Raw genomic sequence first — 23,958 nt, 5'->3', positions numbered from 1 at the left:
TCAGTCGATGATGTTGAAGTTGCTGTGTTCGAACGATGCTCGTCTTGTAGCATACGGTTGGACCTGGACGGGCACTGAATCACTGCAATTACCGTATCGACGATGGTAGCCGCATCGACGATGCTCGCACCCATCATGCGGGCTCTTGTCCAGAAACCGGACTTGGCCTAATCAGGAGTGGTAGTTACGATGCACCCCAATTTCGCTGCCTCGATGTAGTGCACGTCAAGGTTGAGAGCGACCAGCGTTGTTGCCTTGGTCAGCACTTCTGCTGCTGAAGACAGCGCCGAAATCGAGAAAACGAGCAATGGCGGATCAACGCTAATCGAAGCCACAGGTGTCGCGGTAAACAGGCTGACGCCGCCAGGGTGCCCGCGGAAGATCGCTTTGAAATCATCTGCGGGCAACGATGGCGTCGAAGAATCCGTCACTTTAGACGCGTGCACCAACAAGCTCCTCGCGCAGGATGCCTGCGCCAGCGCTGAGCGCGCCGAGCTTGGCCAGAGCCACGTCGCGGCGGAACGGGGACATGCCGCAGTTGGTGCTGGCAATCAGCTTGTCAGCATCTACATATTCGAGAGCATTGCGCAGGGTCTGCGCTACTTCTTCGGCAGTCTCCACGGCGTCATTGGCCACGTCGATCGCGCTGAGCATCACTCGTTTGCCGCGGACCATTTCGACGACCTCAAGTGGGACATTCGAGTGGTGGGACTCCAGCGATACGGCATCGATGGTGGAAGCCTGCAGCAGCGGGAAAGACTCTTCGTAGTGGCGCCACTGGGTGCCCAGAGTGGCTTTCCAATCGTTGTTTGCCTTGATGCCGTAGCCGAAGCAGTTGTGCACGACGGTCTCGGATTCACGTCCTTCGCTGGCACGCTCCAGAGCGGTGATGCCCCAGTCGGCGACTTCGTCGAAGAAGACGTTGAACGCTGACTCAGCGAACTGGATGACGTCCACTCCGGCGGCTTCCAGCTCGCGGGCTTCTTGGTTCAAGATGGTCGCGAACTCCCAGTCGAGCTTCTCGCGGCTGCGGTAGTGCGCATCCTACAAGGTATCAACCATGGTCATCGGGCCAGGAAGGGAACACTTGATCTGGCGGTCGGTACAGGAGCGCAGGAACTTCGCATCCTCAACAAAGACTGGCTTAGCGCGTTCAACAGCACTAACAACGGTAGGAGCGCTGGCGTCATAGCGGTTTCGAATGCGCACGGTCTCGCACTTTTCGAAGTCAACACCACTCAGGTGCTCGATGAACGTGGTGATAAAGTGCTGGCGGGACTGCTCCAGCATTGCTGCACGAATGGCTACTTGCTTGCCCTCGATCAACGCCGCGCCTTCCAGCTTCCAACGCGATAACCAGGTCCCGACAATCAGTTCTTATCACGACCAGTGGCAAGTTGAAATGTCGTTTAGGGCGACTTGGACAAGACTTCTGAACAAGTCGATATTCCAGCGTTGAAAGGCTTCTATTGAGCCTCGGATTCCAGCAGTTACTTAGTCGTTGGTGACGACTTGTTGGTGGGTCGCTTGGCAATAGTAGGAGGCAAGGGTGATCTCGAATATTCCTTGGTTGACTAGGATCGCAGGAAATGATTCTTACGAGACAAAAATTTCTTGCTGAATCTTTGGGTAATGAGCTACATTTAGCCTAATCATCAATTCCTCGGCATGGGACAGAACGGCTTTAGCAATAATCGCTAATTTATTCTGTTGTGAGGTTCTTGTGCCGATTCGCACTCTTTGAAGCAGGATAATTGAAAACTAAATTAAGCGCGGTGGCAATGTCGACGGCACTGATCACGGGATTGGTGATTAGCGGCCCGGCAGCAACTGCAGAAGTGATTTCGGATGAGGTCGTCTCTACCCCAACGGAATCGTCAACGTCAGTGGACGCGCAGACGGAACCAGTTGCGTCTCAGTCACCCGTATCGGACGTCGCAGAATCCGAAGAAGGCATCACTTCAGTTGGGCCAGAGACGATGCTCGATGCGGAAGAAACCGTCGTGGCCGAGACATCAGAACCCGCCATCGACCCGGTAACTGAATCCTTGGAAGATCAAACTGGCGAGTCTGACGTGGCCGCAGAATCTGAATCCACAGTGACAGAATCAGCTTCTTCGGCAGAATCTGACGCTGCATCTGGCCTCACTGCTGAAGTTAGTGAGTCGGCCAATCCCACCGAAACGTCAACGGACGTCGCGGTTGAGGACGAAGATCCTCGCTGGGCTCAAATTGACGCGCTGATGCCCGAAGGAAGTGAGGACTGGGACGAAGCTCAGTGGGAAGCTTTCGAGCAGACCGAAGCAGGGCAGGAGATGAACCGGCTTCTTGATGAATTGCTTGCTGAAGATGACTTCTGGGACGAAGAATTCGAGCTTTCGGATGAAGAGCTGGCTTTCTGGGAGTCCATTACCGAGCTTCTTCCCGAGGAAAGCTTCGACTGGGATGAAGCGGAGTGGGAAGCTTACTTCAGCACCGACCAAGGCCTCGAACTCCTTGACCTGATGCTGCCATTCATCGCCGAAAGCATCGAAAGCGATGAAGACGCCGCTGAGTTCCAGGCGTTCCTCGAAGAAGTATTTGCCCATGATCCCGAACTGCGAGCGTACTACCTTGAGCTGTACTTCGGCATCGATGCAGCTCCCGAGGATAACGGTTCAGACGGAACCGTAACTGAAGAAGAAGTGGTTCCGTCTCAGAGCGAGTCTCCAACGGCTAGCGCCGAAATCAAGCCAGCAGGTGAAGTTAGCAAGGCGCCTGCATCCGATAAGCAGGCCGTCACGAAGGCTGCCGGTTCAACCGCGCCAGTACTGGCAAACACCGGCCTTGACGGTTTTTCAGCTGCAGGGCTAGGACTTCTCATGGCCCTTGTTGGTGCGGTGTTTGTGGCCCGTGGACGCAGGAAGTCCGCCAAGCACTAACTCGCTGCGGCACAAGACCGCTAGTGCAATCTGAGGCTGTTTGGCCGCTGTCCCAAGGGACAGCGGCCAAACAGCCTCAACTGGTTAACTGCGAGTTTTCATCCAGCCGATGCCAGGCGCGGTTATGGTAAACCAGTCCGTTGCTGGGTTGACCGGGTTCGCTATCTCGTTCAATATGCGACTGAAGCGCACGGGCCACAAAAACCGTGGACGTGCCAGCCTGGACTCGTTCAACGACCTCGCAGCGCACCCAAGCACGGACTTCATCAAATACCGCTTCACCGGTGCTCAGTCGTGACCACGTTTGCTTCTGTGCGAAGCGGTCAATGCCACTGGTCGCTCCCAATTTAGCCACCTCGATGTCGTGCTCATCCAAGCTGTGAACGACAAGAGATGTTGCGCGGGTGAGCACTTTGGCCGCCGAGGACAGCGCAGAAATCGAGAAGACGAGCAATGGCGGATCAACGCTGATCGAGGCCACGGACGTTGCCGTGAGGGCAACCGGTCCGTCGCCGGCATCGGCGGTTATCAGGCTGACGCCACCGGGGTGCCCGCGGAAGATCGCTTTGAAGTCATCCGCGGGCAACGATGGTGTCGCCGATTCTGTCACTTCAGACGCGGGCACCAACAAGCTCCTCACGCAGGATGCCAGCCCCTGCGCTGAGCGCGCTGAGCTTGGCCAGGGCCACATCGCGGCGGAACGGGGCCATGCCGCAGTTGGTGCTGGCAATCAGCTTGTCCGCATCGACAAATTCGAGAGCATTGCGCAGAGTCTGCGCCACTTCCTCGGCAGTCTCCACGGCGTCATTGGCCACGTCGATGGCTCCAAGCATCACTCGCTTGCCGCGCACCATTTCGACGACCTCCAGCGGGACATTCGAGTGGTGGGATTCCAGCGAAACTGTATCGATGGAGGAAGCCTGCAACAGCGGGAAGGACTTCTCGTAGTGGCGCCACTGGGCACCGAGAGTCGCTTTCCAGTCATTATTCGCCTTGATGCCGTAGCCAAAGCAGATGTGGACCACGGTCTCGGCTTTGAGCCCCTCGCAGGCGCGCTCCAGGGCAGCGATGCCCCAGTCGGAGACCTCATCAAAAAAGACGTTGAAGGCAGGCTCATCGAACTGGATGACATCCACTCCGGCGGCCTCGAGCTCGCGGGCTTCCTGGTTCAGGATGGTCGCGAATTCCCACGCCAGCTTCTCCCGGCTGCGGTAGTGCGCATCGTACAAGGTATCAACCATGGTCATCGGGCCTGGCAGGGTCCACTTGATCTGCTTGTCGGTGCAGGAACGCAGGAACTTTGCGTCCTGGACAAAGACGGGATTTTCACGTTCAACTGCACCGACGACGGTGGGGACACTGGCGTCATAGCGGTTGCGGATGCGCACGGTCTCGCGCTTCTCGAAATCGACACCGCTCAGGTGCTCGATGAAGGTGGTAACGAAGTGCTGGCGGGACTGCTCGCCGTCGGAAATGATGTCGATGCCGCGCTGGGTCTGCTCGAGCACCGCTGCGCGCATGGCGTCTTGCTGCCCTTCGCGCAATTGCTCGCCTTCAAGCTTCCAAGGGGACCAGAGCTTTTCAGGCTCGGCAAGCCATGACGGCTTGGGCAGGCTGCCTACAATCGACGTGGGGATAAGCGGGGAAGTCATAAGGGAATCTTTCTGGATCTTAGGCGACGGGTGTCGGGCAGGAAGCGGACCACTGATCGAGCAGTTGGCGATTTGGGATGATGAAATGCTCTTCGGTGAACTTGCCTTGGATCTTGCCCAGTTGGGTTCGCTCTTCGCGGTCATAGAAGACGCGGGTGGGGGAAAAATCCTCGGCGCCAAGGCTCGGGTGGTACACAGCCGGAGCCGCCGAATTGGCGTTGTAGATCTCCGGGCGGTAGATCTTCTGGAACGTCTCCATGGTGCTGATCAGGCTGATCAGCTGCAGGTTCGTGTAGTCGTTGAGCAGGTCGCCACGGAAGTAGAAAGCCAGCGGTGCGACAGCACCCTGCGGCATGAAGTAGCGCACGCTCAAGCCCATCTTTCCGAAGTACGCATCGGTGAGCGAGTTCTCGTCCTGCTGGTATTCCAAGCCGAGCACCGGATGGCTGTTGCCAGTGCGGAAATAGGTCTTGGAAGTCGAGACGCTGATGCAAACCACAGGCAGCTGGGCAAAACGCTCACGGTACGCCTGTGAGTTCAAGAAGTGCTGGAAGAGCCGTCCATGGAGATCGCCAAAATCTTCGGGAAGCACCGGAGCTCCGCTGTCATTACACGAAGCTGGAAGCACAACGCTGAAGTCGTAATCGCGGACATAAGAAGAAAAATTATTGCCGACCATGCCCTGGGACCGAGTGCCGGTGAGTTTATCCACGATCGTGGTTTCAAGCACTTCTAAAAGAGGAAATTGCTGGTCGGTATTATCGGCAGAAAAATGCACATTTGCGGAAATGATTTCCAATTCAAGACAATAGCGGTCGCCTTGGGGATTGTCCCAGTGAGCAAGGGAATTGAACCGGCGGTTGATCATCGTCAGGGCATTGCGAAGGTTCTCTTCGCGGCGCTCTCCACGTGCCAAATTAGCGAAGTTTGTCGTGGTGCGCGAATTTGTCGAAGGGGAGTAATTCTCGTCGAATCTAGTGGTGCCAATGCTGAAATTTAATGCGTCTGCCATGATGGCCAATCTGTATTTGGGAGGCCTGGGCAGGCCGAGGGGAAGTCGTTGCGTCAATCATGCAGGGTGATTCTTGATATCAGGTAACTCGATATAACTATGGATCCATATAGACTCTGGCTATGGTTCAGGGAACGAATGGCTTGACACTGCAGCAGCTACGCTATTTTGTGGCGGTAGCCTCCGAGGGGTCGATTTCGGCTGCCGCCGACCTCATTTACGTCGCGCAGCCCAGCATGTCGGCGGCGATGAAGGAGCTCGAATCACGGGTGGGGCGCACCTTGCTTGTGCGCTCGGCCAGGGGAGTGACGCTCACCGCCGAAGGCGCAGAATTCCTTGGCTACGCCCGGCAGGTCCTGGAGCAAGTGGAGTTGCTGGAGCACCGATACCTCGGACGTCCCTCCGCCAGGCGGCTGCTGGGCGTCTCCACCCAGCACTACTCATTTTCGGTGGACGCCTTTGTCCGGATGGTCCAGGCCAGCGGGGCCGAGGAATACCAGTTTTCGCTCCGCGAGACGCGCACCGAAGAAATCATCGAGGACGTGCGCACCCTGCGCAGCGACATCGGGATCCTGTACCGCAACGATTTCAACCGGAAGGTCATCGACAAGCTGCTGCGCGAATCCCGGCTGGTTTTCCACCCGCTGTTCCTCGCCGATCCGCACATCTTCATCTCGCGCAGCAACCCGCTGGCCACCCGGGACCAGGTCACGCTCGAAGACCTCGAAGACCTGCCGCGGCTAACCTTCGACCAGGGCGCGAATAATTCCTTCTACTTCGCCGAGGAGGTGCTCTCCACCCGCTCCAGCCAACGCGAAATCCAGGTCTCTGATCGCGCTACCATCTTCAACCTCATGATCGGCCTGGGCGGGTACACGATCTCCACCGGCATCATCAGCGACGAGCTTGATCCCTCCATCGTCGCCATCCCGCTGGCGATCGAGGAGCGCATCGAGATCGGATGGATCGGCCACGCCGCGATCCCGCTCACCGACCAGGCCCAGCGCTATCTGCAAGAAGTCCGCACCGTGGTCGCCAGCTTCGGCGTCGAGGTGCTCGGCTGAGCCGCCCTAGGCGTAACTCTCGGTCATCGAGCGCCGGTCCATCGTCATAAACTTCAGGCAAAACCCCTACATCACACCGATTCCGCTCAAAAGCTCGCGTCACAAAGTGGTGCCAGCCACCGCGTCATCATGACAACTAGAGGTCATATGAAGCCCGGCGGCCTTGTATGAAGCGCAGGGCTGTTGGCCGCTTGCGCCGTCTGCGAGCCATGGCCAACCATGGAGGAACAACAAACCATCAAGAGCGACTAAGAGATCTGGCTCGTTGACGTCGCAGCAACCATCGGGAAACCGAAAGGTGCTAATGCCAGGAACGATGGAGCAGTTCCGAACGCGCTTTCGCGCTGTGCCTCGTGCCTTTGCACGATGCCTATCGGTGCACTCCCTCGCAGAGAACGAGGAGGAGCCATGAGCCAAGGAACCGACGCGGTCCACGCCGGATACCGCCCGAGCGGAGAATTCCGCCCGATGCTGCCGCCGCTGCACAATTCCGCCGCCTACCAATTCCAATCGCATGCCGAGGCGATCGAGAAGTTCGCGCTGCGCCAGGCCGGCTTCACCTACTCGCGCACCGGCAACCCCACCGTCTCGATCCTCGAACAGCGCGTGGCAGCACTGGAAGGCGGAGCCCACGCGGTGGCCACCGCCACCGGCCAGGCCGCGGTGGCATTGTCCTTGCTGGCCCTGACCCAGGGACCCAAGCACATCGTGGCTTCTTCCTCGCTCTACGGAGGCACCGTGGATCTGTTCACCGACACCTTCGCCGACTTCGGCATCCGCATCAGCTTTGTCGACCAGGCCGATCCTTTGGCTTGGGCTGCGGCCATCGAGGATGACACCCGCGCATTCTTCCTGGAGTCCGTCTCCAACCCGCTGTGCACCGTGGCCGATCTTCCTGCCATCGCGGCCATCGCCCACGAACACAACATCCCGGTGGTCGTGGATAACACCCTGGCCACCCCGCTGAACGTGCGCCCTCTGGACTTCGGCGCCGACATCGTGGTCCACTCAGCCACCAAGGGCCTGGCCGGACACGGTTCGGTACTCGGTGGGATCGTCGTGGACTCGGGGAAATTCGATTTCTCCGACACCGCGCGCTGGCCGCAAATCGCCGCCCCGCGAGTGCGCCTGAACAACACTTCGCTGCTCGAACGCCACGGATCGGCCGCCTACGCGATGCTGGTCCGCTCCAAATTCCTGCACGACCTGGGCCCGACCCTGGCCCCGGCCAGTGCCCAGGGGATCCTCGCCGGAATCGAAACCCTGCCGGTGCGCGCCGCCCATGTGCAGCGCAGCGTCACCACGCTGATCGGTGAACTCCTGGCGCACCCGGGCATCGTGGCCATCCACCACCCGTCGTTGCCCACCCACCCAAGCTACGAGCTGGCCCAGAAGATCACGCCGAAGGGCACCGGCTGCGTGGTGGCCATCGAACTGGCCCACCCGACTTTGGTTTCCCCGGTGATCGATGGGCTCAAATTGATCTCGCTGGCCGCCAATGTGGGGGATACCCGCACCATGATTTCGCACCCGGCCACCATGACCCACTGCCGGCTCTCCGAGCAGCAGCTGGCCGCCGCCGGGCTGAACACTTCCACCCTGCGCCTCTCGGTCGGCTTGGAAGACCCGGCCGACCTGCTCGCAGACCTCACCCAGGCCCTGGATCTGGCATTGGACCAGGCCCTGGCCCCGCAAACCCAAGGAGCATGATGACTGGCTTCAACACCCAGGCCGTCCACGCCGGCCAGCACAAGGACCCGCACACCGGGGCGGTCGTCTCCCCGATCTACCAGACCAGCACCTTCATCCAGGACGGCATCAACGTGCTGCGCTCCGGGCACGAATACTCCCGCGGCTCGAATCCCACCCGCGACAGGTTCCAGGACCAGCTCACCGCGCTGGAAGGCGGGGCCGCCGGATTCGCCTTCGCCTCGGGCATCGCCGCCGAAGACGCGCTGCTGCGCGCGGTGCTCGAACCGGGCGACCACATCATCCTCGGTGCCGACGGCTACGGCGGCACCAACCGGCTGATCTCCAAGCTGCACAGCAAATGGGGGATCACCTCTTCCGCAGTGGAGATCACCAGCCTTGACTCGGTGCGCGCCGCGGTGCGCCCGAACACCGCGCTGCTATGGGTGGAGACCCCCTCCAACCCGCTGCTGGGCATCGCCGATCTGGCCGGATGGGCTGCCATCGCCCGCGAGCACGGCGCCCTGCTGGTGGTGGACAACACCTTCGCCACCCCTTATCTGCAGCGCCCGCTGGATTTCGGCGCCCACGCGGTGGTCCACTCCACCACTAAATACATCGGCGGGCACTCCGATGTGCTCGGCGGCGCGGTCATCGTGGCCGACCAGCTCTTCCGCGGCCAAACCCTGGCCGAAGCCGTGGGCTACCAGCAGTTCGCCGGCGGCGCGGTGGCCGGCCCGCAGGATTCCTACCTGGCCGCCCGCGGGCTGAAAACCCTGGGCCTGCGCATGGAACGCCACTGCGCCACCGCTTCCACGCTGGCCCGCTGGCTCGATGCACAGCCCGAGGTCACCCGCGTCTACTACCCGGGACTGGAGAACCACCCCGGCCACGAGCTGGCCGCTCGCCAGCAGCGCGGATTTGGAGGCATCGTCTCACTGGCCCTGGAAGATGAGGCTTCCGCCCGCGCCTTCGCCCAGTCCATGGAGTACTTCCAGCTGTCGGTCTCCTTGGGCGGGGTGGAATCCCTGGTCTGCTATCCGCGCGAAATGACCCACGCCTCGCTGATCGGCACCGAGTTGGAAATCCCGGCCAACCTGGTCCGGCTCTCGGTGGGCATCGAGGAGGCCGAGGATCTGATCGCCGATCTGCAGCGCGGGCTGGCGGCTGCCCGCGCGACCCAGCCTGCACGCCAACCTGCCACGGTGCGCGAGAAGGCCCTGGAAAACGCCTGATAACTTCGAACCGCAAAGATCGGGCGGCGCGCCCCTTCCCTGGAGAATAGTAGTTGGGGAAGGGTGGAATCATGATCGGAATTCTCAATCGGCTCGTCGGGCATATCGAGGCTCAGCTGCGCACGCAGATCAACCTCGCTGACGTGGTGCGCGCCGAAGGCACGACCGAATACCACGTGCGGAGGATGTTCTCCTCGCTGGCCGGCATGCCGGTCTCCGAGTACATCCGCCGTCGCCGCATGACCCAGGCCGCAGCGGACCTGCTCTCCGGCGAGGACCTGCTGGGCATCGCGATCCGCTACGGCTACGGTTCGGCCGAAGCTTTCGGCCGGGCTTTCCGGTCCGTGCACGGTGCGAGCGCGGGCGAGGTCCGCGAGAATGGTGGCCCCCTTCGAAGCCAGCCAATCATCAGGTTCAGCCTGAAAGTCGAAGGGAATAGCCCCATGGATGCACGAATAATTGAACGAGAAAACTTCCAGCTCATCGGATACGCCGCACAAGTGCCGCTGATCCATCAGGGAGCAAACCCGCACATCCAAGCGCACATTGCTTCGATCCCAGTCACCGAGCACGCCCGGCTCAAGGAATTGTCGGCCGTCGAGCCTGCAGGGCTGCTGCAGGTCAGCGACCAGGTTGATGCGGACTATCAGGAAGGGACCGAGCTGACCTACCTGCACGGGGTCGCGGTGCCAGCCGATGCCACGGTGCCTGACGACCTGGATTCCATCCAGGTGCCCGCTGGCCACTGGGTCGTATTCAGCGTGGCCGGCCCCTACCCATCAGCCTTGCAGGAGCTCTGGGCCTCCACGGCCACCTCGTGGTTCCCATCCAATCCGTGGCGCTTGCGCCCCGGCCCGTCCATTGTCGCAGTGCTCGATCGGGCCGCGGATTTCAGCACCGCAACCTGCGAGCTTTGGCTACCGGTGGAAGCCGACCGCTGAGCTTATCCACACACCGTCATTGCATGCCCCGCGGATCAACTCCCGCGGGGCATGCTCGTGTCTATGGATACAGCGCAGGCACTGAAGAATCTGGCTGAGGCGAGCGAACTGATCGCCTCAGCCACGGCTGTGCTCTCCGGTGACCTGCCCGCCGGCCACGCCGCCTACTTCGCGCTGCTCACCGAGCACTTGGGCCAGCAGCAGGCCCGTGCGCAGATCGAAGCGGCCCACGCGGTGCGCCGCACCGGCGCGCATAAACTCGACCGGGATTCCTTCCAAGCTATCTCCGATGCCGGCACCAATCCCACTCTCGAGCAGATCGAAGCAGCCCCCGGCCACACCACCACCGGACGCACCCACTTTAATAGTGCCTCCGGGTTGCTGCAGGACTGGTTGGATATTCCACGGGCCACCGCTTCGGCCCGCCTGATCCAAGCCGACTGCTTGATTGGTGGGGTGAATGAGGCAGGTCAACCCATCGCCCCGTGGTTGCCTCAGCTCGCCGAACAATTCATGGATCCTGACGTCGACCCACGCCCGGTCGCTGCCACGGCCACGAAACTGCATTCAGCCCGCAAGGATCTGGGCGAGGGCAAAGCCGGGCGTAAAAAGAAAGAACAACTCCAAGCCGACGCACTGGCTTTCCTGCGCACCGAACCGAAGTCCGCACGCAAACACATTAACGCGCTCATAGCCGAGGTGAAATCCGGCGAACGCCCGATCAAGGCCCTGCTTGAGTGCATCGGTATTTTTAGACGCGGCATGCGCCAAGGCCTGGTCGAATATGTGCTGCGCTTACTTCCTTCGCAGGCGGCTTTTATCGAGGCCTACCTCGCCAAGATGGACAATCCGGCTACCGTGGCCGGTAATCGCGAGCACTTGAAGGACGCCGAAGCTCATTTCACCGGGGAACCGGGGAGCGGCTGCGACGATGAGGAGTCGATGCCAGACTGGGCCAAGGGCGGGAACCATTCCGGACCCGCCGAGCCGAAGCAATCAGCACCACCGGAAACATTGCAAAGTTCGCCGAGACCGGATGAACACAAACCGTGGGAAGACATGAAGCCCGAACGCCGCCGGCTACTGGGACTGCTAACCCTGTTGATGGGAAGTTCTCCCACCGGTTCCGGTATATCAACACCGCCCGCAGCGCAGGTCAGCATCGTGTTGAACTGGGAAAAGATGCAACAGCAGCTCAAGGACTTTGCTGTCACTTCCAGCGGATTGCCCCTCACCCCCGGTGAAGCACGAGCCGCACTCTGTACCGCCGGCGTTTACCCGCTGGTACTCAATGGCATTTCTCTGCCCTTGGACCTTGGCCGAACCCAACGGCTTTTTTCTAAGGCCCAAGGTCGAGCCGTCCGCGCCGCCTATCGAGGCTGTTCCTACCCTGGCTGCTCCATGCCCGCCGAACGCTGCGAACTGGACCACCTAGATCCGTGGGAGAAGGGTGGCCGTACCGACATCGCCTCAGCGGACCTGAACTGCCCGATCCACCACATCAGTCGGCACTGCGGACTCTTTAGGACCGTCAAGGTCTCCGGAAGTCGGCCCCTGGTACTACTGTCTAGGGAGCTCGACCCGGAACAACGCTTAAGGATCAATACCTATTTCATGACCCCAGCTGAAGCGCTGGCCGCCGAAGCCCTGGCTGAGCGGATGACAACCCAATGGCGTTCGGGGCTACTGGCCGTAGAGTTCGCTGCGGCTTAGGAGTTCGCAGCCAAATGCTTGGCCGCCAATTCGAGGTAATGCTCGGCGTTGACGTTCAACCCTGCAACCTCTTCATCGCTGAGTTCACGGCGCACCTTGGCCGGAACGCCGGCCACCAGCGAGCGCGGTGGAACCTTGGTGCCTTCCAGCACCAGCGCACCGGCCGCCACGAGCGACTGCTCACCGATTACCGCACCATTCATGATGGTCGCGCTCATCCCGACAAGGCAGCCATCACCCACGGTGGCGCCATGCACTACTGCCGAGTGGCCGACCGACACTCCCGCGCCCAGGGTGCAGGGGAAGCCGGCATCTGCGTGAAGCACCACGTTGTCCTGCAAATTGGTGCGTTCACCAACTCGGATCGGAGCGGAATCCCCGCGCACGGAAACCCCGTAGAAGGCGCTGGCCCGAGTCGCCAGCACCACGTCCCCGCTCAGCACGGCCGTAGGGGCGACAAAAACATCCTCGGCGACCTGCGGGGTCGACCCGTCAATAGTAATAATGTGGCTCATGCCACCCACTCTAATTGCCGAGGGGGCACGGTGCGAGTTATGAGAAGACGATGGTCCGCTGGCCGTCGAGCATCACGCGGTGCTCGGCATGCCATTGCACGGCGCGGGTCAGCGTGCGGCCCTCCACGCTGCGTCCCAGCTCCACCAGCTGCTCGGCAGTGCGGGTGTGCGAAACGTGGGTGACTTCCTGGTCGATGATCGGGCCCTCATCCAGATCGGCGGTCACGTAGTGCGCGGTGGCGCCGATCAGCTTCACGCCGCGTGCGTAGGCCTGGTGGTACGGCTTGGCACCCTTGAACGACGGGAGAAAAGAATGGTGGATGTTGATGACGCGGCCTTCCATCCGTTCGCACAGCGAGTCGGAGAGGATCTGCATATAGCGCGCCAGCACCACCAGCTCGATGTTGTAGTCCCCGGCGAGCTTTAGCAGCTCGGCTTCGGCCTGCGACTTGTTCTCCTTGGTCACTGGCAGGTGAACGAAGTCCACCCCGTAGAAGTCTGCCATCGGCTTCAAATCCAGATGGTTGGAAACGATCACCGGTACATCGATCGCTAACGTGCCCGCCCGCTGGGCGAAGAGCAGGTCGTTGAGCGCGTGCCCGGCCTTGGAGCACATGATCATGGTGCGCACCCGATCAGTTGCGTCGGCTACCTTCAGCGTCATCGCGAACTGGTCGCGAATCGGTGCCAGCGACGCGCGGGCTTGTTCCAGCGACTGCTCGGTCTCAACTTCGATACGCATGAAGAACGTGCCGGTCTCAGGCGAGAGGAACTGCTGGGACTCGGTGATATTGCAACCGGCACCCAAAAGACCTCCCGAAATGGCGTGGACGATGCCGGGACGATCGATGCAGGAGAGGGTGACGATGTACTGGTTCATGGAGTCTAAGGTAGCCCCCGTCAGTCTTTTTCTGCCAATTCAGTGAGCTACGTTAACCGGCGCAAGGTATTTCGACGCAGCCAGCGCTGCCTTACGTCCGGCGCGCGTCGCCCCGAGCGTGGAGGCCGACGCCCCGTAGCCGACAAAAAAGATCCCGGGCATCGCTGTCGCGGAGACCCCGTCCTCCTCCATCATGATGCCGCCGGCTTCGGTATGCAGTTTCAGATCGCGCAGGTGCCGGTGGGCATGGCGGAAACCGGTCGCCCAGAGGATCGCGTCGATCTTCTCCCGCGAACCGTCGGCAAAGACCACCGCGTCGGACTCCAGCCGGGCGATCTTCCCGCGCGAGACCAGCGCCCCGGAAGCGATCCCGGCGCGCATCTTCTCGTTCAGCAGCAGACCGGTGGTTCCGACCACCGATTTGGGCGGCAATCCTGCCCGGGTGCGCTCGTTGACCTGGCGCTCCACATCCAGACCCCACTCCGCCCCGGTGAACTCCCGCCAATCCGGCGCTCGCCGAGTAGACCAGAGGGTATCGACGCCGGCCTCGCGCAGCTGCACGATGAATTGCGTGGCGCTGGCCCCGGCACCGACCACCAGTACCCGCTTCCCATCAAACTGCGAAGGCGAAACAAATCCGTTGGTATGCACCTGCGGGCCGTCAAAATGCCCGGGGTACACCGGCCAGAACGGATTGGTCCAGGTCCCGGTCGCGTTAATAATGGTGCGCGCGGTGTACAGCTGATCGGCGTGCACCTCGAAGTGATCGTCCACCCGCTGCACCGAGGTAACCGTGGCCGAATGCCGCACCGGCAGCGCAAAGCGCCGCTCATACTCGCCGTAGTACTCCTTGACAACTACCGAGGCAGGCCTTGTGGAGTCCTGGTCTGCCAGCGGGAAGCCGGGCAACGGGTGGATATGGTGGGTGGCGCCGAGGGTGAGGGAATCCCAGCGGTTCTGCCACGCTCCGCCTGGTCCGGGGTTCGCGTCGAGCACCAGGAAGTCCACACCGCGCTTGGCCAGATGGTAGGCAGCGGACAAGCCGGCCTGCCCTGCGCCGATCACAATTGTCGAGTACACATACAAGGTAACCCTGCGCACTGCGCTCTCATTCCCGCACCGATTTTCGCTACACTGGAACGCGTGACTGGCGTTAGGTGGGTAACCACCGGGGAGCTAATTGTGCGAGCCGCGCGCCTGGGTCCGCACACCACCCGCCTTGGCAACGAGGCGCCTACGGAAGGATACGCGTGAGCGCACGCATTCTCGACGGAAAGGCCACCGCGGCCACCATCAAGCAGGAACTTGCTGAACGTGTGGCCAAGCTGAAGGCTGAAGGTCACAGCACCGGTCTGGGCACCATCCTGGTCGGCAACGATCCGGGCTCGGCCTGGTACGTTGGCGGCAAACACAAGGACTGCGCCGAGGTGGGCATCGAGTCGATCCGTGTGGATCTGCCGGAGGAAACCACCCAGGATGAGCTGCTCGCCAAGGTCCGCGAACTGAACGAGAACCCGGACTGCACCGGCTACATCGTGCAGCTGCCCCTGCCAAAGCACATCGACCAGGACGTGATCCTCGAGGCGATGGATCCGTCCAAGGATGCCGACGGCCTGCACCCGATGAACCTCGGCCGCCTGGTGGCCAACGTGAACCGCCCGATGACCTCGCCGCTGCCGTGCACCCCGCTGGGTTGCGTGGACCTGCTGGCCCGCCACGATATCGACCTGAACGGCAAGCACGTGCTGGTCCTGGGCCGCGGCGTGACCATCGGCCGCCCGGTCGGCCTGCTGCTCACCCGCCGCAGCGTGAACGCCACCGTGACCCTGGCGCACACCGGAACCACCAACCTGCCAGAACTCCTAGCCCAGGCCGATGTCATCATCGCAGCCGCCGGTGTGCCGCATATCGTGAAGGCAGACGCCATCAAGCCTGGCGCCATCGTGCTCGACGTGGGCGTTTCCCGCGTTGATGGCAAGGTCACCGGCGACGTGGATCCGGCTGCCGCCGAGGTAGCTTCCTGGATTTCGCCTAACCCGGGCGGCGTGGGCCCGATGACCCGCGCCATGCTGCTGAACAATGTGGTCGAGGCTGCCGAGCGCAACGCCCGCTAGCCCGTACGCCAAGCCCGCGTCTGCTCTGTGGACGCGGGCTTGGCGTACTCCCGCGGGAGTATCGCCCTTGCCCCGCCGGCTGCATGTCCCGGCCCGGCCCGCCGGAGTATTCTCGGTTCTATGAGAAGACGACCGCTGTTCCTCCCCGTGGCCGTCGCCGTCATCCAGGTCATGGGCACGCATATGGCTTCGTGGCGCCAGGGCGCAGAACTCAGTGCCGCGGCGGTGCTGCTATTGCTGGCCGGGCCGGCGATCCTGGTTTTCCGCCGGCGCGCGCCCGGGCTGACGGCGGCCGGATGTGCAGCGGTCGCCCTGGGCTACGTGGCCGCCGGTTTCCCGGCAGGCCCCTTCGCCGTGTCGATGGCAATCGCCCTGGTGCTGGCCCTGGTTTCCGGGGCAAGGTGGTGGGCGTGGGGATCGGCGGCAGCTTTTGCCGCCGGGGCAGCGATCCTTTTCCTGCTGCGCGGCGAACCGCAACTGATCGGGCTGCTCTGGCTGGCCGTGGTGCTGCTCGGCGGCGAACTGGCCCGGGCCGGCAGGATGCGCCGCGTTGAGCGCCACCGCGCCGAAGCTGAGCAGCTCAAGCACCAGGCCGACCAGGAACGGCTGGTGATCGCCCGCGACATTCACGACGTGGTGGCCCATTCCCTGTCGATGATTAATGTGCAGGCCTCGGTCGCTTTGCACCTGGCCGAAAGGGATCCCGATCCGGCCAAGCTGCTCGAAACCCTGGCCAACATCAAAGCCGGGTCCGCGCAGTCGCTGAGCGAGGTGCGCCAGGTCCTCTCGGTGCTCCGCCAGGACGCCCCGCGCATCCCCAGCCAACGCCTGGAGCAGCTTCCTGAATTGCTCGCGCGGCTGACCTCCCTCCAAACGCACTACTCGGCGCCGCAGGGCGAACCTGTCTGGGTGGATGAAAAGGTGGAAAACACCATCTACCGGGTGGTGCAGGAGTCGCTGACCAATGTGGTGCGCCATGCCAAGGCCAGTCGGGTGGAGGTGGCCGTGCAGCTCACCGAAACGCGGGCGCAGGTGAGCGTGGCCGATGACGGGATAGGCCTGCGCGGTGCACTAGAAGGCAACGGCCTGCGCGGCCTGCGCGAGCGGGTTCAGGCCCTGGGCGGTACCGTTGACTTGGGCCCCGGAAACCTTCCCGGCTCCACCCCGGGAACCTGCATTACCGCCCTCATTCCGGCACCGCGGGCGTCCCAGGAGGCATCATGAGCATCGGGGTATTGATCGTTGACGACCAGTCGCTGATTCGCGCCGGCTTCAGCGCGCTGCTGGAGGCCGAAGCCGACATGTTGGTGCTCGGCACCGCAGGCAGTGGCACCGAGGCAGTGCAGCTGGCGCGCGCCACGAAGCCGGATATCGTGCTGATGGATATCCGCATGCCCCATGGCGATGGCATTTCTGCCACCGCGCAGATCACCGCCGATCTGCCCACCCGCGTGATCATGCTGACCACGTTCGAGCTAGAGGACTACATCCTGGACTCGATCCGCGCCGGCGCCAGCGGATTCCTGGTCAAGGACACCGAGCCGGCGCAGCTGATCGAGGCGGTTCGCCTTGTGGCGGCAGGCGATTCGCTGCTCTCGCCCAGTGTCACCCGCACCCTGCTGAGCCAAGTGGCCGCCGGCATCCAAAAGAAGCTTCCCGACGACCCGCGCCTGGCCGAACTGACCGTCCGGGAGCGCGAAGTGCTCGTGCAGATCGGCACCGGGAAAACCAACGCGGAGATCGCAGCGGAACTTTTCATCACCCCGCTGACCGCCAAGACCCATGTTTCGCGGATCATCGGCAAGCTCGGGGTGCGCGATCGCACCTCGCTGGTGGTGCTGGCCTACGAATCCGGCCTGATCACCCCCGGCGAAGCGCTAGGCGACGCGTAACCTGCGCCCGGTTGGGCGTGAATTCTCAAGTTGTCGAATAAAGTGGTGGTGAACGAATCATCACACGCAACGAGCTTTAGCGAGGTACCCATGACGGAAAATACTGGCGGCCAGCCACAGCACCCCTACGAGCAGCAGCCCATCCAGATCAACAACCACATCGTGATCGTGAACCAGAAGAGCATGCTGCTGGCCTATGTGCTGTGGTTCTTCCTCGGCCAGTTGGGCATTCACAAGTTCTACCTCGGCCAGGTAGTGGCGGGCATCGTGTACCTGGCGCTGGGCGTCGTCGGCTGGGCCACGACCTTCATCCTGATCGGCTGGGTGCCTTTGGGCGTGCTGTGGATCTTGCTGATTATCGACATTTTCACCATCCCGGGCACGGTGCAACGCATCAACCAGCGCGGCACCACCCGATACATGGCATAGCGTACCGGCAGACTGCCCACGGGAGTACACGATCAATGCACAGTGTCTTCCGTAGGCGGATGTGCCGGTGGGCGGATCGAGGGAGAGTGGATGCATCAGTTCCCACGACCCAAGGAGCATCATGATCACGACTCTCGCCCACGCCGCAAGCTACGGACCAGGCCCGTTCTGGTTCTTCCCGATTTTCTGGTTCCTGGTGATCGGCTTGCTGATCTTCACCTTCAAGCGCAGCCGCTGGCAGCGCCAAGGCCAGGCCAGTGCAGAAGGGGTGTTGCGCGAACGCTTCGCCCGAGGGGAGATCGACGACACCGAGTACCGGCAGCGTCTTGAGGTCTTGCGCACCAAGAAATAGCCATTAACCGCAGCAGGCCCGCCAAGTGCGGGCCTGCTGCGGTTTATTAGGCGTCCTGGGTGGTTTTGGCCGCTTCCGCGCGGCGCTTGTCGAAGACCAGCGCGCCGACTTCCTGTTCGGCCTGGTTGCGGAAGGACAAGTCGATGCCGGAGCGATCGCGAATCAGGCTGACCGCGATGAAGGACACTGCCACGACGATCAGCAGGTACACGGCCACCGCGGTGGTGCCGCCGGTGGCCTGCACCAGCGCCTGGGCAATGGTCGGGGCGAAGGCGCCGCCGACAATCGCGCCGATCGCGTAGGAGATCGAGACCCCGGAGAAGCGCACCGAGGCGGGGAAGAGCTCGGAGTACAGGGCCGCCTGCGGGCCGTAGGTCAGGCCCAGACCGATGGAGAACAGGCCGAAGGCCACGTAGAGCAGGCCCAGCGAGCCGGAGTTCACCAGGGCGAACACCGGGAACAGCGAGAGCGCCAGGATGATGAAGCCCAGCTGGTAGGTGCGCTTGCGGCCGATCTTGTCCGCCAGCAGCCCGGCCACCAGCGTCATGGCCAGCCAGATGGCCGCGCCGAAGGCGACCGCGACCAGCACGTCGGTGCGTTCCAGGCCGACCGGGCCCTCGGGGTTGGTGGTGTAGGACTGGAAGAACCCGCCGGTGGTCATGTACCCGGCGGCATTGTTGCCAGCGAACACCAGAGCCGCGATGATGACCAGCGGCCAGTGCTTCTTGAACAGCACCAGGATCGGCACATTGGTCTGCGCCTTGTGCTCGGCGATCTCTTCGAAGACCGGGGACTCGTCCACGGAGCGGCGGACGAAGTAGCCGACCAGGATCAGCACGATCGAGACGAGGAATGGCACACGCCAGCCCCAAGCCATGAAGGCCTCGCCGGGGGAGATCACGCCGGTCATCAGCGCCATGGTGCCCGAGGCGAGCAGCATGCCCAACGGCACGCCCACCTGCGGGTAGGAGCCGGCGCGGCCGCGGTGGCCTTCGGGTGCGTGTTCGACGGCCATCAGCACGGCGCCGCCCCATTCGCCGCCGGCCGAAATGCCCTGCAGGATGCGCAGCAGCAAAAGCAGCACCGGCGCCCACAGGCCGGCGGTTTCATAGGTCGGCAGCACGCCGATCAAGGTGGTGGAAGCGCCCATCAGGGCCAGGGTGAGCACCAGCATGGCCCGGCGGCCGATCTTGTCGCCAAAGTGCCCGGCCAAAAACGCGCCGAGCGGCCGGAAGAGGAAGGACAGGCCTACCGAGGCGAAGGAGATCAGCAGCGCAATCTCCTGGCCGGCGGGCTCGAAGAAGAGCTTGGAAAAGACCAGGCCGGCGGCGGTGGCATAGATGAAGAAGTCGTACCACTCCACGGTGGTGCCGATGACGGTGGCGAAGGCGACGCGTCGTTGGTTCGCCTTGGCGGCGTGTGCTGTTCTCATGAAGCTTCCCTTGCGAGCGGGGCTCACTTGCCGCTCGCCCCTGGGTCACTTCAGTGTGACAGCCGATACAGGTAAGGTAAACTTCAAATATCTGCAGAACTTCTGAAGGCAGGCTTATGTATTCGATGCGCCATCTGGAAATCATGGCCGAGCTGCCCGGGCACAGCACGCTCGGCTCGGCTGCCAGCGAATTGCGGATCTCCGAATCGGCCCTGTCGCAGGCGATTACCGCGATCGAGCGCCTCGCCGGGGAGAGCCTGTGCCTGCGCCGCAAGGCCCACGGCTTTTCGCTCACCGCCTCCGGGCATCACTTCGCGCAGATGGCCCGGAAAATCATGGTCGACGTGGGGGAACTGGGCGCCACCTTCCCGCAGGCCGGCGGCAGCCTGCGCGGGCCGGTGCGCTTCGGATGCTTTGCCTCCCTCTCCCCGCACCTGATCCCGGCAACGCTCCAGGGATTCAACCATCCCGAGGTGCAGCTCGAAGTGCGCGTGGGCACCCATGACGAGCTGCTGCCCGCCCTGCGCAACGGGGAGCTGGACGTCGCCTTCGTCTACGATCTCTCGCTGCCCGCGGACCTGGACAAGCAGCAGGTCTACCGCACCGAAATGCAGGTGGTGCTGCACCCCGAACACCGGCTGGCCCAGCTGAAGCGGCCGCTGGAACTGGCGGACCTCGCGCCAGAACCGCTGATCATGTACGAGTCGGAGCCGAGCACCGATCACCAGATGCAGCTCTTCGCCTCCCAGGGCCTGTCACCCACGATCGCCGCGGCCGTCCCGCAGATGATCCTGGTCTCCGCCATGGTCGGGCGGGGGCTGGGCTACGGGCTGCTGATGCGCCGGCCGAATAACGCCGCGGTCTCCGTGGAGGGCCGGCCGCTGGCCTACCGGGATCTGAAAGCGCCGAACTATTCCAACGCGGTGGTGGCCATCACCCCGCGCTCGGTGCGCATTCCCGCCCGGGTGCAGGCGCTGATCGACCACTGTATCTGCGCAATGGCTGAGTCCTGGTAGACGCGGGTGGAACCCAGGCGCATAATGGGGCCATGATTGGCACATGGCAGGCCATGGTCTTCGACTGCGAGGACCCCGATGCACTGGCCGAATTCTACGAACAGCTCCTTGGAATGGTACGCATCGACAACGAGCCGGACTGGGTGTCGATCGGCGACGCCCCGGACCACCCGGCGCTCGCATTCCAAGCCGTCAGCCCGTATGTTGCGCCGCAATGGCCCGGGCATATCCACCCGCAGCAGGCCCATATCGACGTGAAGGTCGCCGATCTGGATCTGGCCGAGGAACAGGTGCTGCGCCTGGGGGCGAAGGCCACCGGCGAGGGCACCAAGACCTTCAGGGTCTACCTGGATCCGCAGGATCATCCCTTCTGCCTGGTGAGCTGGTAGCACCGGCGGCAAAGGCGATTCTTGCCGCCTGAAGCCGGGAGGACACCCCTAGCTTGGCCAGCACCTGCGAAACGTGCGTCTTCACCGTGCTGTGCCCGATGCCCAGGCGCCGGGCCAGCTGCGGGTTGCTCAATCCCTGAGCCAACCCGTCGAGCACTTCGCGTTCGCGCGTCGTCAGCCCATCGGGCAGGGCCCCGGCGGGTTCCGGGGCCAGGGCGCGGGCCAGGACTCGGGAGGTCACCTGGGGGTCCAGCATGGATTCGCCCCGGCCGGCCGCGCGCACGGCCATGATGATCGCCTGCGGCTGCGCGCTTTTGAGCAGGAATCCGTGGGCCCCGGCCTGCAGGGCGCCAAAAAGATACTCATCGTCGTCGAAGGTTGTCAGCACCACCACGGAGCAGGATCCATGCAGCGCCTTCGTCGCCTCGATGCCATCGAGCACGGGCATGCGCAGGTCCATCAGGACCACGTCTGGCGCCAAAGCCCGGGCCATGGAAATGGCCGATCGCCCATCGGCCGCCTCGCCGATCACTTCCAGGTCCTCCGCGGCCTGCAAAACCAGCCGGATGCCCATGCGGACGGTGGCGTGGTCGTCAACAATCAGTACCTTCATGGCGTCTCCGCTCCTCGTGCGATCTCGGGGAATTCGACCCGCGCTTCAAACATTTCGCCGGTGCGCAGCGCGAACCGCCCATCCAGGGCTGCCACGCGGGTACGGATATTGCGCAGTCCGATCCCGGCCCCCGGCGCATCCGAGTGCGGCGCACCGGGCATCCTGTTCCTGGCCACGATGCTCAACCCGTGGTGCTGCACGACGCTGAGTTCCAAGAAGGTATCGGGGGCATGCTTGGCATGATTGACCAGCAGCTCGGACACCGTGCGGTGCGCGGCGGTATGCACCGCCGGGCTGAAGCGTTCTGGATCCTCGACTCGGTACTCCCAGCGCACCGGCTCGCCAAAGCCCGCTGCCACTGCTGGCAGATCCTCGATGCGCGCCTGCAATGCCTGGCCGCCTTGATGCAGCATGCGCACCATGCCCGCCATGTCCTCAAGGCCTGAAACCGACTCGTCGCGGATGCTCTGCAAGGGTCCCCGCGCGTTGTGGGAGGCTTCGGGCAAGAGCGCCCCGGAAAGCAAGGCAATGGAAGAGAACCTGGCCGAAAGCACGTCATGCATCTCGCGGGCCAAGGCGGTGCGTTCTTCGATCCGTGCAGCATGATGCTCGGCCACCAGGCGGTCTTCACGCGACGTGGCCGCGGTTTGCAGGGCGTGCGCCCGCTGGGTTTCAGCTCTGGCCAGTTCCTTGGCGGTGCGCACATTTTCGGCCCAGAGCATCGGGATGAAGAGAATGAAGCCGGCCATGAACAGGCTCAGCACCACCTCCTGCAGGTTCTGCGTCGCCAGCCAGCTGGCGATCGCCAGCCCCAGGGCCACTACTGCCAAGATGAAGAACATCACGGTTCGAACCCTGGCCGACCCGAGGAGGAACGACCCGAAAATGCATTCAAAGATCAGGAAATAGCCGCCGATGCTTCCCACCCCGAGCATCCCGAGCCCGCACAGCGCCAAGACCACTGCGCTGGGCAGCAGCCAGCGGCGGCGAATGAGGATCGCGCCCACGCCAAGCAGCAGCAGAAGGATCCATTCAACGCCGCTGGCCGGGAATATCGGCCTATTGGCCACACCGGCTAGATGCAGGATGACGACCAGAACCAGGTAGGTGCCGGCGACCTCCGGTTCCTTGTCGCCGCTGCCCATCCGCCGAATGAAGTTCATGCTTTCAAGCATCCCCGATCCCCACGCCTCCGGGTATCCCCCTTAAGGCGGAGAAGACCGAGGCTGCTGGCCGATACCGCGAGGCACTCGGCTGCGGAACAGTGGAAGCCATGGACATTATGGCGAGCAATCCGGAACTATCCCTGGTCATCCTGGCGCTGGTGGATTCGACCAGCATCGGCACCCTGGTCATTCCGCTGTGGCTGCTGCTGCGTGGGCGGCGCGAGGCCATCGTCAAGGTTCTTGTCTATCTGGGGGTGATCGCGGCCTTCTACTGGGTCGTCGGGGTGCTGCTGCGCAGCGGGCTGCTGCTGATCGATCCGGGAATCTTCGAGCACCGGTTCTTCCGGCTGGCAGGCATGGCGGTTGGCGCGCTGATGATCATCTGGGCGCTGTCCTACCGCACCGACGCGCAGAAGGCGGCCAGCGCACGGAAGAAAACGCAGAGCACCGCGGGATTCGCCGGGGCCCATGAGGCTTCAGAGGCAGCCGGCGCGGTGGCCACCGAGCAGGTGCCGCGCCGCTTGCGCGGCCGGGTGGGCACGGCCCTGGATACCCGCACCGGGTTGGTGGCGCTGGCCCTGTTCGCGGGCCTCTTGGAACTTCCCACGATGCTGCCCTACCTGGCCGCGGTGGGCGTCATGCAGGGCACCGGCTGGAGTACTGGCCTGCAGCTGGTGGCGCTGGGTGGCTACTGCCTGGTCATGATCGTCCCGGCGTTGCTGCTGGTGGCCGCCCGCGCGCTGGCCGGCGCACGGATCGAGATCTGGATGCAAAAGCTCGGGGACAAAGCAGGTGCCTATGCCCAGGAAACCCTGGGCTGGGTGGTGGGCATCGGCGGATTCTTGCTGATTCGCGCATCGCTTTCCGGGCAGGACCTGCACAGCTTGTTCGGCTAGCCACGCTGTGGGCGAAAGCGCGGACCGCCAATTGGCT

24 protein-coding genes, 1 pseudogene and 2 riboswitches are annotated in these 23,958 nt (G+C 62.9%); of the genes and pseudogenes, 14 read left to right on the top strand and 11 right to left on the bottom strand.

The window, feature by feature from the left end; genetic code table 11:
• Positions 1-167: 167 nt before the first annotated feature.
• Positions 168-446: a hypothetical protein gene (locus ACT7DV_RS02305; RefSeq protein ID WP_444660721.1), complete on the bottom strand. Its 279-nt coding sequence runs from the start codon at positions 444-446 to the stop codon at positions 168-170.
• A pseudogene (locus ACT7DV_RS02300) lies at positions 433-1,374 on the bottom strand (methionine synthase). Before ACT7DV_RS02300 ends, ACT7DV_RS02305 begins: the two are co-directional and overlap by 14 nt.
• 380 nt (positions 1,375-1,754) lie before the next feature.
• Between ACT7DV_RS02300 and ACT7DV_RS02295 the strand changes: the two are divergent.
• Entirely contained in the window at positions 1,755-2,921 is a 1,167-nt protein-coding gene (locus ACT7DV_RS02295) for a hypothetical protein (RefSeq protein ID WP_444660720.1), read from the top strand.
• A gap of 76 nt (positions 2,922-2,997) precedes the next feature.
• On the opposite strand, the gene ACT7DV_RS02290 is transcribed toward ACT7DV_RS02295, so the two are convergent.
• The 3 genes from ACT7DV_RS02290 to ACT7DV_RS02280 are packed head-to-tail and all read right to left on the bottom strand — an operon-like array spanning position 2,998 to position 5,585.
• Positions 2,998-3,546 carry a flavin reductase family protein gene (locus ACT7DV_RS02290; protein WP_444660719.1) on the bottom strand — a complete coding sequence of 183 codons (549 nt, stop codon included), beginning with the start codon at positions 3,544-3,546 and terminating at the stop codon, positions 2,998-3,000.
• Positions 3,533-4,573 carry a methionine synthase gene (locus ACT7DV_RS02285; protein WP_444660718.1) on the bottom strand — a complete coding sequence of 347 codons (1,041 nt, stop codon included), beginning with the start codon at positions 4,571-4,573 and terminating at the stop codon, positions 3,533-3,535. The genes ACT7DV_RS02290 and ACT7DV_RS02285 overlap by 14 nt, the downstream gene beginning before the upstream one ends.
• Before the next feature lie 19 nt (positions 4,574-4,592).
• Positions 4,593-5,585, bottom strand: coding sequence for a DUF1852 domain-containing protein (locus tag ACT7DV_RS02280; RefSeq protein WP_444660717.1), 993 nt, complete (start codon positions 5,583-5,585; stop codon positions 4,593-4,595).
• A gap of 122 nt (positions 5,586-5,707) precedes the next feature.
• On the opposite strand from ACT7DV_RS02280, the gene ACT7DV_RS02275 reads away from it, so the two are divergent.
• The 5 genes from ACT7DV_RS02275 to ACT7DV_RS02255 all read left to right on the top strand — a co-directional run bounded on the left by ACT7DV_RS02275 (position 5,708) and on the right by ACT7DV_RS02255 (position 12,227).
• The gene (locus tag ACT7DV_RS02275; RefSeq protein ID WP_444660716.1) at positions 5,708-6,649 is read left to right on the top strand and encodes a LysR family transcriptional regulator; all 942 of its coding nucleotides are present in this window, start codon (positions 5,708-5,710) and stop codon (positions 6,647-6,649) included.
• A 232-nt stretch (positions 6,650-6,881) separates the two neighbouring features.
• Positions 6,882-6,972: riboswitch (SAM riboswitch) on the top strand.
• A gap of 85 nt (positions 6,973-7,057) precedes the next feature.
• On the top strand, positions 7,058-8,359 hold the full coding sequence (locus tag ACT7DV_RS02270) for an O-acetylhomoserine aminocarboxypropyltransferase/cysteine synthase family protein (RefSeq protein WP_444660715.1): 1,302 nt from the start codon (positions 7,058-7,060) through the stop codon (positions 8,357-8,359).
• Positions 8,359-9,573, top strand: a complete 1,215-nt coding sequence (locus ACT7DV_RS02265) for a cystathionine gamma-synthase (protein ID WP_444664762.1) — start codon at positions 8,359-8,361, stop codon at positions 9,571-9,573. Before ACT7DV_RS02270 ends, ACT7DV_RS02265 begins: the two co-directional genes overlap by 1 nt.
• Before the next feature lie 71 nt (positions 9,574-9,644).
• Positions 9,645-10,514, top strand: a complete 870-nt coding sequence (locus ACT7DV_RS02260) for an AraC family transcriptional regulator (protein ID WP_444660714.1) — start codon at positions 9,645-9,647, stop codon at positions 10,512-10,514.
• Positions 10,515-10,577: 63 nt separating this feature from the next.
• Positions 10,578-12,227, top strand: coding sequence for an HNH endonuclease signature motif containing protein (locus tag ACT7DV_RS02255; RefSeq protein ID WP_444660713.1), 1,650 nt, complete (start codon positions 10,578-10,580; stop codon positions 12,225-12,227).
• Here ACT7DV_RS02255 and ACT7DV_RS02250 read toward each other — a convergent pair.
• From ACT7DV_RS02250 to ACT7DV_RS02240, 3 genes are read right to left on the bottom strand one after another with little or no spacing between them, the layout of a single operon-like run.
• Positions 12,224-12,742 carry a gamma carbonic anhydrase family protein gene (locus ACT7DV_RS02250; RefSeq protein ID WP_444660712.1) on the bottom strand — a complete coding sequence of 173 codons (519 nt, stop codon included), beginning with the start codon at positions 12,740-12,742 and terminating at the stop codon, positions 12,224-12,226. The genes ACT7DV_RS02255 and ACT7DV_RS02250 overlap by 4 nt on opposite strands.
• Before the next feature lie 37 nt (positions 12,743-12,779).
• Entirely contained in the window at positions 12,780-13,622 is an 843-nt protein-coding gene (gene purU / locus ACT7DV_RS02245; protein ID WP_444660711.1) for a formyltetrahydrofolate deformylase, read from the bottom strand.
• 39 nt (positions 13,623-13,661) lie between these two features.
• Entirely contained in the window at positions 13,662-14,723 is a 1,062-nt protein-coding gene (locus ACT7DV_RS02240; RefSeq protein WP_444660710.1) for an FAD-dependent oxidoreductase, read from the bottom strand.
• Between the two features lie 32 nt (positions 14,724-14,755).
• Positions 14,756-14,832: riboswitch (ZMP/ZTP riboswitch) on the top strand.
• A gap of 40 nt (positions 14,833-14,872) precedes the next feature.
• On the opposite strand from ACT7DV_RS02240, the gene ACT7DV_RS02235 reads away from it, so the two are divergent.
• The 5 genes from ACT7DV_RS02235 (at position 14,873) to ACT7DV_RS02215 (ending at position 18,409) form a co-directional block, all read left to right on the top strand.
• Positions 14,873-15,736 (top strand): bifunctional methylenetetrahydrofolate dehydrogenase/methenyltetrahydrofolate cyclohydrolase, encoded by an 864-nt coding sequence (locus ACT7DV_RS02235; RefSeq protein ID WP_444660709.1) that lies wholly within the window; start codon positions 14,873-14,875, stop codon positions 15,734-15,736.
• 120 nt (positions 15,737-15,856) lie between these two features.
• Positions 15,857-16,960, top strand: a complete 1,104-nt coding sequence (locus ACT7DV_RS02230; protein WP_444660708.1) for a sensor histidine kinase — start codon at positions 15,857-15,859, stop codon at positions 16,958-16,960.
• Positions 16,957-17,628, top strand: coding sequence for a response regulator (locus tag ACT7DV_RS02225; RefSeq protein ID WP_444660707.1), 672 nt, complete (start codon positions 16,957-16,959; stop codon positions 17,626-17,628). Before ACT7DV_RS02230 ends, ACT7DV_RS02225 begins: the two co-directional genes overlap by 4 nt.
• Before the next feature lie 90 nt (positions 17,629-17,718).
• Positions 17,719-18,057 (top strand): TM2 domain-containing protein, encoded by a 339-nt coding sequence (locus ACT7DV_RS02220; RefSeq protein ID WP_444660706.1) that lies wholly within the window; start codon positions 17,719-17,721, stop codon positions 18,055-18,057.
• A gap of 121 nt (positions 18,058-18,178) precedes the next feature.
• Complete coding sequence (locus ACT7DV_RS02215; RefSeq protein WP_444660705.1) at positions 18,179-18,409, top strand: SHOCT domain-containing protein; 231 nt, start codon at positions 18,179-18,181, stop codon at positions 18,407-18,409.
• Between the two features lie 46 nt (positions 18,410-18,455).
• Here the strand turns inward: ACT7DV_RS02215 and ACT7DV_RS02210 are convergent, their stop codons facing one another.
• Positions 18,456-19,841: an MFS transporter gene (locus tag ACT7DV_RS02210; RefSeq protein WP_444660704.1), complete on the bottom strand. Its 1,386-nt coding sequence runs from the start codon at positions 19,839-19,841 to the stop codon at positions 18,456-18,458.
• A 116-nt stretch (positions 19,842-19,957) separates the two neighbouring features.
• On the opposite strand from ACT7DV_RS02210, the gene ACT7DV_RS02205 reads away from it, so the two are divergent.
• Entirely contained in the window at positions 19,958-20,857 is a 900-nt protein-coding gene (locus ACT7DV_RS02205; protein WP_444660703.1) for a LysR family transcriptional regulator, read from the top strand.
• A gap of 32 nt (positions 20,858-20,889) precedes the next feature.
• Complete coding sequence (locus ACT7DV_RS02200; RefSeq protein ID WP_444660702.1) at positions 20,890-21,246, top strand: VOC family protein; 357 nt, start codon at positions 20,890-20,892, stop codon at positions 21,244-21,246.
• Here ACT7DV_RS02200 and ACT7DV_RS02195 read toward each other — a convergent pair.
• On the bottom strand, positions 21,194-21,859 hold the full coding sequence (locus tag ACT7DV_RS02195; RefSeq protein WP_444660701.1) for a response regulator: 666 nt from the start codon (positions 21,857-21,859) through the stop codon (positions 21,194-21,196). The genes ACT7DV_RS02200 and ACT7DV_RS02195 overlap by 53 nt on opposite strands.
• Positions 21,856-23,022 carry a sensor histidine kinase gene (locus ACT7DV_RS02190; RefSeq protein WP_444660700.1) on the bottom strand — a complete coding sequence of 389 codons (1,167 nt, stop codon included), beginning with the start codon at positions 23,020-23,022 and terminating at the stop codon, positions 21,856-21,858. The genes ACT7DV_RS02195 and ACT7DV_RS02190 overlap by 4 nt, the downstream gene beginning before the upstream one ends.
• A gap of 110 nt (positions 23,023-23,132) precedes the next feature.
• Here ACT7DV_RS02190 and ACT7DV_RS02185 point away from each other — a divergent pair, with 110 nt between their 5' ends.
• Positions 23,133-23,921, top strand: a complete 789-nt coding sequence (locus ACT7DV_RS02185; protein WP_444660699.1) for a GAP family protein — start codon at positions 23,133-23,135, stop codon at positions 23,919-23,921.
• Positions 23,922-23,958: the final 37 nt, after the last annotated feature.

This window comes from Glutamicibacter sp. TV12E (assembly GCF_052441935.1).
Taxonomy (GTDB): Bacteria; Actinomycetota; Actinomycetes; order Actinomycetales; family Micrococcaceae; genus Glutamicibacter.
This window is presented reverse-complemented; position numbering and strand designations above follow the sequence as displayed.